Source organism: Variovorax sp. GW531-E2 (genome assembly GCF_059423125.1).
This window is the reverse complement of sequence record NZ_JBWKXQ010000031.1, coordinates 69,345-78,497: the sequence shown is the minus strand read 5'-3', so window position 1 is coordinate 78,497 and position 9,153 is coordinate 69,345. Positions and strand designations below refer to the sequence as shown.

Below are 9,153 nucleotides of genomic sequence, written 5' to 3'. Positions count from 1 at the left end.
GGGTCATGTTGGGAATTTTACGGGGCGGCGCTAGCATCGGCCGATGACCGGCCATGACCACTCCCACGACCATTCCCACGACCACAGCGAACTCGGCGAGATGGACCTGCGCGTGCGCGCCCTCGAAAGCGTGCTCACGCAAAAAGGCTACATCGACCCCGCCGCGCTCGATGCGCTGATCGACACCTACCAGACCCGCATCGGCCCGCGCAACGGCGCACGGGTGGTGGCGCGGGCCTGGGTCGACCAGACATTCCATGACTGGTTGATGGCCGACGCCACGGCGGCCATCGCCTCGCTGGGCTACACCGGCCGCCAGGGCGAACACATGGTGGCCGTGGCCAACACCGACGAGCAGCACCACATGGTCGTCTGCACCCTGTGCAGCTGCTACCCGTGGCCCGTGCTCGGCCTGCCGCCCACCTGGTACAAGAGCGCGCCCTACCGCTCGCGCGCCGTGAAAGACCCGCGCGGCGTGCTGGCCGATTTCGGCACCACCTTGCCCGAGACCACGCGCATCCGCGTCTGGGACTCGACCGCCGAAGTGCGCTACCTCGTGATCCCGCAGCGCCCGGCCGGCACCGAGGGCTGGAGCGAAGACGAACTCGCCGCGCTGGTCTCGCGCGACTCGATGATCGGCACGCGCGTGGTCGAGGCGCCGTCGGCAAGGAGCGCCGCATGACCTACACGACGCATGCCGACCTCGGCGGACAACCCGGCTTCGGCCCCGTCACGCCCGAGCCTGAAGGCGAGCTGTTTCATGGCGCCTGGGAGCCGCGCGCGCTGGCGCTCACGCTGGCCATGGGCGCGACCGGCTCCTGGAACATCGACACCAGCCGCGCCGCGCGCGAGACGCTGCCCGATTACCGCGACCTGAGCTACTACCAGATCTGGCTCGGCGCGCTGGAGCAGCTGATGCTGCAGCGCGGCCAGGTCTTCGCGGACGAGATCGCGTCCGGGCAGATGCACCATCCGGCCGCGCCGGTCGCCCGTGTGCTGCAGGCCGCGAACGTGCCCGCCGTGCTCGCCAAGGGCTCCGGCACCGAGCGCCCCGCATCGGCGCCTGCGCGCTTTGCGGTTGGCCAGGCCGTGCGCATGCACCTCGGGCGCGTCGACCACCACACGCGCCTGCCGGCCTATGTGCAGGGCAAGCGCGGCACGATCGAGCACATCCACGGCGCGCACGTGTTCGCCGATGCGAATGCGCAGGGCCTGGGCGAGCAGCCGCAGTGGCTCTACACCGTGGTCTTCGACGAGGCCGAGCTGTGGGGCGACGACGCGCCGCGGCAGAACCTGGCCGTGTCGGTCGATGCGTGGGAAAGCTACCTGGAGCCCGCGGCATGAAGGCGAACGACATGCCGCCGCTCGCACTCGCCCCGGGCATGCCGCGCGACGCCGACGGGCCGGTGTTCAGGGAGCCGTGGGAGGCGCAGGCCTTCGCGATGACGCTCGCGCTGCACGAGCGCGGGCTGTTCAGCTGGGTCGAATGGGCCGAGGCATTGGCCACGCAGATCGGCGCCGCGCAGGCCGCGGGCGACCCGGACACGGGCGACACCTACTACCGTCACTGGCTCGCCGCGCTCGAAGGCCTCGTGGCCCGCAAGGGCGCGAGTTCCGGCGACGAGCTGGCCCGCTACCGCCACGCCTGGGACCACGCGGCGGAGCGCACGCCGCACGGGCAGCCGATCGAGCTGCGCGGCGAGGATTTTTCTGGCTAGACGCGGATCACGCGCCCCGGGTTCAGGATGTTCTTCGGATCGAGCCCGCGCTTGATCGCCCGCATCATCTCCAGCGCCACCGGCGACTTGTGCTTCTCGAGCTTGTCGACCTTGAGCGAGCCCACGCCATGCTCGGCCGAGAACGAGCCGCCGAACTGCTCGACCGCGTCGTAGACCAGCGTGTTGATGCGCTCTTCCTCGTTCTTCAGGAAGGCCTTGGTGTCGATGTTCTCGGGCGCCTGCACGTTGTAGTGCAGGTTGCCGTCACCCAGGTGGCCGAAGTTCACGAGCCGCACGCCGGCGATCTCGCGTTTCAGCAGGGCGTCGGTGGCTTCCACGAAGGCGGGAATGCGCGACACCGGGATCGAGATGTCGTGCTTGATGTTCAGCCCCTCTTCGGCCTGCGCGAGCGGAATGCTCTCGCGGATGTGCCAGAGCTGGTGCGCCTGCGTGAGGTTCTCGGCCACCACCGCATCGGTCACGCAGCCGTCTTCGAACGCGGTTTCGAGCAGCGCTTCGAAGCGCGCGCGGGCGTGGTCTTCGGATTCGCTGTCGGAGTTCTCGAGCAGCACGCAATAGGGCACGGCCTCGTCGGCGATGAAGGGCACGCGCAGCTGGGGCATGTGCTTGTCGACCAGGCTCAGCGCGAACTTGCCCATCACCTCGAAGCCCGTGAGGCCCGAGCCCAGGTGCTTGTGCGCCAGGCCCAGCAGCGTGACCGCGTGGTCGAGCGAAGGCACGGCCGCCCAGGCCGTGAGCTGCGCGGCGGGCAGCGGGTACAGCTTCATGGTCGCGGCGGTGATGACGCCCAGCGTGCCTTCGCTGCCCACGATCAGGTCGCGCAGGTCGTAGCCCGTGTTGTCCTTGCGCAGGCCGCTCGTGCCTTCCCAGATCTCGCCCTGCGGCGTGACCACTTCCAGGCCCAGGCACAGGTCGCGCGTGTTGCCGTAGCGCACGACCTGCGTGCCGCCCGCGTTGGTGGCGAGGTTGCCGCCGATGGTGCAGCTGCCTTCGGCCGCCAGGCTCAGCGGGAACAGGTAGCCAGCCTTCTCGGCGGTTTCTTGCAGCGTCTGCAGGATGCAGCCGGCCTCGACGGTCATCGTGAGGTTGGCGGCGTCGATGTTGCGGATGGCGTTCAGGCGCTGCAGGCTCAGCACCACCTGCGTGCCGCTGTCGTCGGGAATGGAGCCGACCGCCAGGCCGGTATTGCCGCCCTGCGGAATGACGGCCGTGCCGGCCGCGGCGCAGGCCTTGACCACGTCGGCCACCTGCTGCGCATTGGCCGGGCGCACCACGGCGAGCGACTTGCCGCGCGCGCGCTTGCGCCAGTCCTGCTCGTAGGCGGCGAGGTCGCCGTCGGTCAGCACGTGCGTGGCGCCGACGATGGCGCGCAGTTGGTCGAGGAGGGAAGAAGAGGTGGTCATTGGGCGGAAGCCTCCAGGGGACGGGCAGCAGCAGCGGCGGCAGCGGCCTTGGCGTGGCGCAGGCGAAGGCGCACATGCCACGCGCAGGCCGCGAAGAGCACGAGGCACAGCAGCACCTCGACGAGCGCGAGGACCTGCCCCACGCCGTTGGTGTCGCTCCAGGCGCGCACCACGCCTTCGGTGAAGTAGAGCCAGATCATCAGGCTGACCCAGCGGTAGGTGTACATGCGGTTCTTGTAGAGCCCCGCGAGCGGAATGACCAGCGGCAGCACCTTCAGCGCCAGCAGCGAGCCGCCCGGGCGCAGCGGCGCCAGCCACAGTTCCCAGGCCAGGCCCAGCACGATCAGGCCGACGAGGCTGCCCACGGCGGCCCATCGGGTGGCGCGGACGGAAGAGGGCGGGAGTGGGGTGTCGGACACGGTGGCGGCGAAAGAAGAAGAGGGGGCGCACCGGGGGGCCGGGCGCCTCTGGAAAGAGCGGATGGCATGATACCGGGCATGAATCGTCGGCAGCTTTGGAGGGATCTTTCGCGCTTTCCTTGGCGCAACACCGCAGCGGTATTGGGGGAGCGTTTCCGCGAAGACCGCCTCGGACTCACGGCCAGCAGCCTGACCTTCACCACGACCATCGCCATGGTGCCGTTCTTCACGGTGGCGCTTGCGCTGTTCACCGTGTTCCCGATGTTCGCCACCATGCAGGGCCGCCTGCAGCGCTGGCTGATCGAGAGCCTGATTCCCGACAACATCGCGCGCCAGGTGCTGGGCTACCTGAACCAGTTCGCGAGCAAGGCCAGCGGGCTGGGCATCGCGGGCCTGGTGGTGCTGCTGATCACCGCCATCGCGCTGATCCTCACCATCGACAAGACACTCAACAACATCTGGCGCGTGCGAACGCCGCGGCCGCTCGCGCAGCGGGTGCTGATCTACTGGGCCACCATCACGCTCGGGCCGCTGATTCTTGCGGTGAGCCTGTCGACCACCTCGTACGTGTTCGCCGCGTCGCGCGACGTGGTGGGCGGAGGCATCGTCAAGCTGGCCTTCGACACCCTGGAATTCCTGCTGCTCGCGGCTGGCATGGCCGGGCTGTACCACTACGTGCCGAACACCACCGTGCGCTGGTCGCACGCCTGGGCCGGCGGCCTCTTCGTGGCTGCGGCCATCGAGATCGCCAAGCGCGTGCTGGGCTACTACCTGAGCCTGGTGCCGACCTATTCGGTGCTGTACGGCGCCTTCGCCACCTTCCCGATCCTGCTGGTGTGGATCTACGTGGCCTGGGTGATCGTGCTGCTGGGCGCCGTCATCGCGGCCTACCTGCCGAGCCTGCTGACGGGCGTGGCGCGCCGGGGCGGCGCGGCGGGCTGGCCGATGCAGCTTGCGATGGAGGTGCTGCAGCACCTGGCGCGCGCGCAGGCCACGCCGGCCAAGGGCATGGGCGCGAGCGAACTGCTGACGCGCATGCGGGTCGACGGGCTGCAGCTGGTGCCGGTGATCGACACGCTGGTGCGGCTCGACTGGATCGCGCCGCTGGCCGAGGAGCCCGCCAACCAGGACCCGCGCTACGTGCTGCTGGCCGACCCGTCGACGCCCATCGAGCCGCTGCTGCGCGAGCTGCTGATGCCGCGCGCCGAACCGCTGGAAGACCTGTGGCAGAAGGGCCCGCTGCGCACGCTGCGGCTGGGTGACGTGCTATTGATCTAGGAGCGTCCTGGCGTTGGGGCCGTCAGATCTTGACGCGGCCGGCCCAGATGTCCCGGTACATCGTCCAGTCGCCCATGAAGGAGTACAGCGGGCGCTTGAACGAGGCGGGCTTGTTCTTCTCGAAGCCGAAGTGCCCGACCCAGGCGAAGCCGTAGCCCGCCACCAGCCCGGCCAGCAGCCACCACGGATTGAGCGTGACCACCAGGGCCACGAGGCACAGCAGCGAAATCGTCGAGCCCGCGAAATGCAGCCGCCGGCAGGTGACGTTGGCGTGCTCGGTCAGATAGAAGGGATAGAACTCGGCAAAGCTCGTGAAGCGGCGCGGATCGACCGTGGCCGGCGTGTCCGGCGCGGCAGGGGTGGAGGTGTTCATCGTGGGTCTCCTGCGCCCCGCAGGGGCTTTGTTGATAATAGCCACGACCCCGCGGCCGCACCACCCGGGTTCGCCATCCCACCTTCGCCGTATCCACCTTGAGCGCTGTTCCCGTCGTCCCCGTCGATTCTTCCGCCGATGCCAACGCGCTGTGGGTCGTCTGCCTGTGCGCCGAATGGTGCGGCACCTGCCGCGACTACCGGCCGCTGCTGGTCGAGCTGGCAAAGGCGCATCCGCAGTTCCGCTTCGCCTGGGTCGACATCGAGGACCACGCCGAGATCGCCGATGCCTTCGACGTCGAGACCTTCCCGACCCTGCTGGTGGCGGGCGCCGACGGCACGCGCTTTCTCGGTCCGCTGCTGCCGCACATCGAAACGCTGTCGCGCCTGCTCGGCGCGCTGCAACCGCCGCAGCCTTCCAGCCTCGACGTCGACCTGCTGCTGGCCGTGCTCGAGAAAAAGCCCGCGGCCTTCGCGGTCTGACCTCTTCGGAGCTTCCCTCCCATGAACATCCTGATCTTTGGCGCCACCGGCATGGTGGGGCAGGGCGTGCTGCGCGAGTGCCTGCTGGCGCCCGACGTGGAACGCGTGGTGGCCGTGGGACGCAGCGCCACCGGGCAGCAGCATCCCAAGCTGCAGGACCTGGTGCACACCGACATGTACGACTACCGCGCCATCGAGTCGCAGCTGACGGGCTTCGATGCCTGCTTCTTCTGCCTGGGCGTGTCCTCGGTCGGCATGAAGGAGCCCGAGTACAAGCGCATCACCTACGACCTGACGATCGCAGCCGCCACCGTGCTGGCGCGGCTCAACCCGGGCATGACCTTCACCTACGTGACGGGCGCGGGCACCGACAGCAGCGAGCGCGGCGAACGCATGTGGGCGCGCGTGAAGGGCGCGACCGAGAACGCGCTGATGCGCCTGCCGTTTCGCGCGTCCTACATGTTCCGGCCCGGCATGATCCAGCCGCTGCACGGCGTGCGCTCGAAGACGCCGCTGTACGACGCTGCGATCGTGGTGCTCAAGCCCGTGCTCGGGCTGGCCCACCGCTGGTGGCCCGACCGCGTGACCACCACCGAGAAGGTGGGCCGCGCGATGCTCGCGGTGGCGCGCCGGGGCGCACGCAAGGTGCTGCTCGATCCGGCGGACATCAACGCGCTGGGCAGCTGAAACACTGCCCGCGTTCTTTCAGCCCGCGACGAAGTCGCGCAGCGCGAACAGCACCTCGTCCGGCGCCTCGCTCATCAGCGCGTGGCCGGCATGCACCGTCACCACCTTGGCGTTGCGCGCCTTGCCCACCAGCGCCTTGGTGGCGCGCGGCGGCGTCATCTGGTCGGCGTCGCCCAGGAGGAACAGCACGGGGCACTGCACCTTCTCCATCGCCGCCTCGCCGTTCGCATAGTCGTTGCAGGCCTTGAAGCCGATGTGGAACACGTTGGCCTCGCGGTTGCTCGCGAGCACGCGGCGCATCAGCGCGCGCGAGCTGCCGTACAGCCACGTGCCCGGGCCGAGCGACGAAGGCGGCGGTGCCAGCAGCGAGTGCGAGAAGGTGTTGACCATCGCGATGGCGCGCTGCGGATCGCTCACCGAGCTTTCGAGCAGCGCGGGCGACACCACCATCGGGTAGGCCGTGCCGACCATCGCGAGCTGCGTGATGCGCTCGGGCGCGCGCGCCGCGGTTTCGAGCGCGATCAGCGAGCCGAAGCTGTGGCCGACCAGCGCGGCCTTCTGCACGCCCGCCGCGTCGAGCAGCGCGATGACGAACTGCGCCGCCTCTTCCACGCTGGCCGGCGGCGCGCCGGCGCTCTTGCAGTGGCCCGGCAGGTCGACCGCCAGCACGTTCCAGCCGTGGTTGGCGAACCAGCGGCTTTGCAGGATCCACACGCTGTGGTCGTTGAGCACGCCATGGATGAACACCACCGTGGGCTTGGCCGCATCGAAGGGCTTGCCGGCGGTGTAGCAGTAGGTGTCGTGGCCGTTGACGGTGTAGTTCATCTCAGGCACCCGCCTTTTCCGCGGCCTTCAGCGCGCGCTTGAGGTCGTCGATCAGGTCGGCCGGATCTTCGAGCCCGATCGACAGACGGATCGTGCCTTGCGAAATGCCCGCGCCCGCCAGTGCCTCGTCGGTCATGCGGAAGTGCGTGGTGCTGGCCGGGTGGATCACCAGGCTGCGGCAATCGCCCACGTTGGCCAGGTGGCTGAACAGCTTGAGCGCCTCGATGAAGGCCTTGCCCTGCGCGCGGCTGCCCTTGATGTCGAAGCTGAACACCGCGCCGGCGCCGCGCGCGCCGTGGCGCAGCAGCTTCTGCGCGAGGGCATGGCTCGGGTGCGACTCGATCAACGGATGTCCCACGCGCGACACGAACGGATGGCTGGCCAGGAACTCGACCACCTTCTGCGTGTTGTCGATGTGGCGCTCCATGCGCAGCGGCAGCGTCTCGATGCCCTGCAGGATCAGCCAGGCCGTGTGCGGGCTCATCGAGGCGCCGAAGTCGCGCAGGCCTTCGCGGCGCGCGCGCAGCAGGAAGGCGCCGACGGTGCTTTCCTCGCTGAACACCATGTTGTGGAAGCCGTCGTAGGCCTGCGTGAGCTCGGCGAACTTGCCCGACTTCTCCCAGTCGAAGCTGCCGCCGTCGACCACCACGCCGCCGATCACGGTGCCGTGGCCCGACAGGAACTTGGTGGCCGAGTGGTAGACCAGGTCGGCGCCCCAGTCGAAGGGCTTGATGAGGTAGGGCGAGGTGAGCGTGGAGTCGACCAGCAGCGGCACGCCGGCTTCGTGGGCGATGTCGCTCACGGCGGGAATGTCGAGCACATCGAGGCCCGGGTTGCCCACGGTCTCGCCGAAGAAGAGCTTGGTCTCGGGGCGCACCGCGGCGCGCCAGCCATCGAGGTCGCCGGGCTTCACGAAGGTGGTCTCGATGCCGAAGCGGCGCATCGTGTAGTGCAGCAGGTTCTGCGAGCCGCCGTACAGCGCCGTGCTCGCGACGATGTGCGAGCCCGCGCCCATCAGCGTGGCCACCGACAGGTGCAGCGCCGCCTGGCCGCTGGCCGTGGCGATGGCGCCGATGCCGCCTTCGAGCGCCGACACGCGCTGCTCCAGCACCGCGTTGGTCGGGTTGCTGATGCGCGAGTAGACGTGGCCCGCGCGTTCCAGGTTGAACAGCGCGGCGGCGTGGTCGCTGGATTCGAAGACGAAGGAGGTCGTCAGATGGATGGGAACGGCCCGCGCGCCGGTGGTGGGGTCGGGGGCGGCGCCGGCGTGCAGCGCGAGGGTGTCGAAACCGGGGTCGGAATAACCGGGCATGAAGGCCTTTCTGTTGTCTCTTCGCAATGCCCCGTGACGCCGGCAATGCTTGCACAGGCGACAGGGGCGTTCGGGTCGGCGTCGATTGTGGGCTATATTCAAATCGGCACGACGCCGAGAACGACGAATCCCCGAGAGGAGCACCACCATGAAAGTCAGCGACATTCTTCGCGTCAAGGGCAACACGCTCTTCACCACCACGCCGGACGACCCGCTGGCGGAAGCCGCCAAGACCATGGCGGACAAGGACATCGGTTCGCTGGTGGTCATGGAGCACGGCGACCTGGTCGGCATGCTCACCTTCCGTGAAGTGATCGTGGCGGTCGTCAACAACGGCGGCCAGGTCGGGACCACGCTGGTGCGCAAGGCCATGGACGACGCGCCCGTCACCTGCACGCTCGAAACCGACCTCGACGAAATCCGTCGCATCATGCTGGAGCGTCACGCGCGCTACATGCCCGTGATGGACAAGCGCATGCTCATGGGCGTGATCAGCTTCTACGACGTGGCCAAGGCCGTGGTCGACGCGCAGAACTTCGAGAACAAGATGCTCAAGGCCTACATCCGCGACTGGCCGGAAGACGAGAGCAACGAAAAGGCCGGCTGAGCCCGGCCGGCCGATGGTCGGACGGACC

At 68.8% G+C, this 9,153-nt stretch carries 12 protein-coding genes; 7 read left to right on the top strand and 5 right to left on the bottom strand.

The window, feature by feature from the left end; translation table 11 throughout:
• Positions 1 to 43 precede the first annotated feature (43 nt).
• From nthA to AC07XP_RS18730, 3 genes are read left to right on the top strand one after another with little or no spacing between them, the layout of a single operon-like run.
• The gene (nthA, locus tag AC07XP_RS18740; RefSeq protein ID WP_495265529.1) at positions 44 to 682 is read left to right on the top strand and encodes a nitrile hydratase subunit alpha; all 639 of its coding nucleotides are present in this window, start codon (positions 44 to 46) and stop codon (positions 680 to 682) included.
• On the top strand, positions 679 to 1,344 hold the full coding sequence (gene nthB / locus AC07XP_RS18735; RefSeq protein WP_070059727.1) for a nitrile hydratase subunit beta: 666 nt from the start codon (positions 679 to 681) through the stop codon (positions 1,342 to 1,344). The genes nthA and nthB overlap by 4 nt, the downstream gene beginning before the upstream one ends.
• Positions 1,341 to 1,718, top strand: coding sequence for a nitrile hydratase accessory protein (locus AC07XP_RS18730; RefSeq protein ID WP_495265528.1), 378 nt, complete (start codon positions 1,341 to 1,343; stop codon positions 1,716 to 1,718). Before nthB ends, AC07XP_RS18730 begins: the two co-directional genes overlap by 4 nt.
• On the opposite strand, the gene AC07XP_RS18725 is transcribed toward AC07XP_RS18730, so the two are convergent.
• Together AC07XP_RS18725 and AC07XP_RS18720 are read right to left on the bottom strand one after the other, a co-directional pair.
• Positions 1,715 to 3,142: an FAD-binding oxidoreductase gene (locus AC07XP_RS18725; RefSeq protein ID WP_495265527.1), complete on the bottom strand. Its 1,428-nt coding sequence runs from the start codon at positions 3,140 to 3,142 to the stop codon at positions 1,715 to 1,717. The two genes, AC07XP_RS18730 and AC07XP_RS18725, sit on opposite strands and share 4 nt — an antisense overlap.
• Positions 3,139 to 3,561, bottom strand: a complete 423-nt coding sequence (locus AC07XP_RS18720) for a DUF2069 domain-containing protein (RefSeq protein WP_139705770.1) — start codon at positions 3,559 to 3,561, stop codon at positions 3,139 to 3,141. Before AC07XP_RS18720 ends, AC07XP_RS18725 begins: the two co-directional genes overlap by 4 nt.
• 66 nt (positions 3,562 to 3,627) lie before the next feature.
• On the opposite strand from AC07XP_RS18720, the gene AC07XP_RS18715 reads away from it, so the two are divergent.
• Positions 3,628 to 4,839 (top strand): YihY family inner membrane protein, encoded by a 1,212-nt coding sequence (locus tag AC07XP_RS18715; protein ID WP_495265526.1) that lies wholly within the window; start codon positions 3,628 to 3,630, stop codon positions 4,837 to 4,839.
• 22 nt (positions 4,840 to 4,861) lie between these two features.
• Here the strand turns inward: AC07XP_RS18715 and AC07XP_RS18710 are convergent, their stop codons facing one another.
• Positions 4,862 to 5,212, bottom strand: coding sequence for an Mpo1-like protein (locus AC07XP_RS18710; protein ID WP_062476696.1), 351 nt, complete (start codon positions 5,210 to 5,212; stop codon positions 4,862 to 4,864).
• A gap of 98 nt (positions 5,213 to 5,310) precedes the next feature.
• Here AC07XP_RS18710 and AC07XP_RS18705 point away from each other — a divergent pair, with 98 nt between their 5' ends.
• Positions 5,311 to 5,694, top strand: coding sequence for a thioredoxin family protein (locus AC07XP_RS18705; RefSeq protein WP_139705773.1), 384 nt, complete (start codon positions 5,311 to 5,313; stop codon positions 5,692 to 5,694).
• Between the two features lie 21 nt (positions 5,695 to 5,715).
• Positions 5,716 to 6,381, top strand: a complete 666-nt coding sequence (locus AC07XP_RS18700) for an NAD-dependent epimerase/dehydratase family protein (protein ID WP_159275174.1) — start codon at positions 5,716 to 5,718, stop codon at positions 6,379 to 6,381.
• Between the two features lie 18 nt (positions 6,382 to 6,399).
• Here the strand turns inward: AC07XP_RS18700 and AC07XP_RS18695 are convergent, their stop codons facing one another.
• The gene (locus AC07XP_RS18695) at positions 6,400 to 7,206 is read right to left on the bottom strand and encodes an alpha/beta fold hydrolase (RefSeq protein ID WP_070059720.1); all 807 of its coding nucleotides are present in this window, start codon (positions 7,204 to 7,206) and stop codon (positions 6,400 to 6,402) included.
• A gap of 1 nt (position 7,207) precedes the next feature.
• Positions 7,208 to 8,518, bottom strand: coding sequence for an O-acetylhomoserine aminocarboxypropyltransferase (locus AC07XP_RS18690; RefSeq protein WP_369644093.1), 1,311 nt, complete (start codon positions 8,516 to 8,518; stop codon positions 7,208 to 7,210).
• A gap of 148 nt (positions 8,519 to 8,666) precedes the next feature.
• On the opposite strand from AC07XP_RS18690, the gene AC07XP_RS18685 reads away from it, so the two are divergent.
• Positions 8,667 to 9,125, top strand: a complete 459-nt coding sequence (locus AC07XP_RS18685; RefSeq protein WP_062476634.1) for a CBS domain-containing protein — start codon at positions 8,667 to 8,669, stop codon at positions 9,123 to 9,125.
• Positions 9,126 to 9,153: the final 28 nt, after the last annotated feature.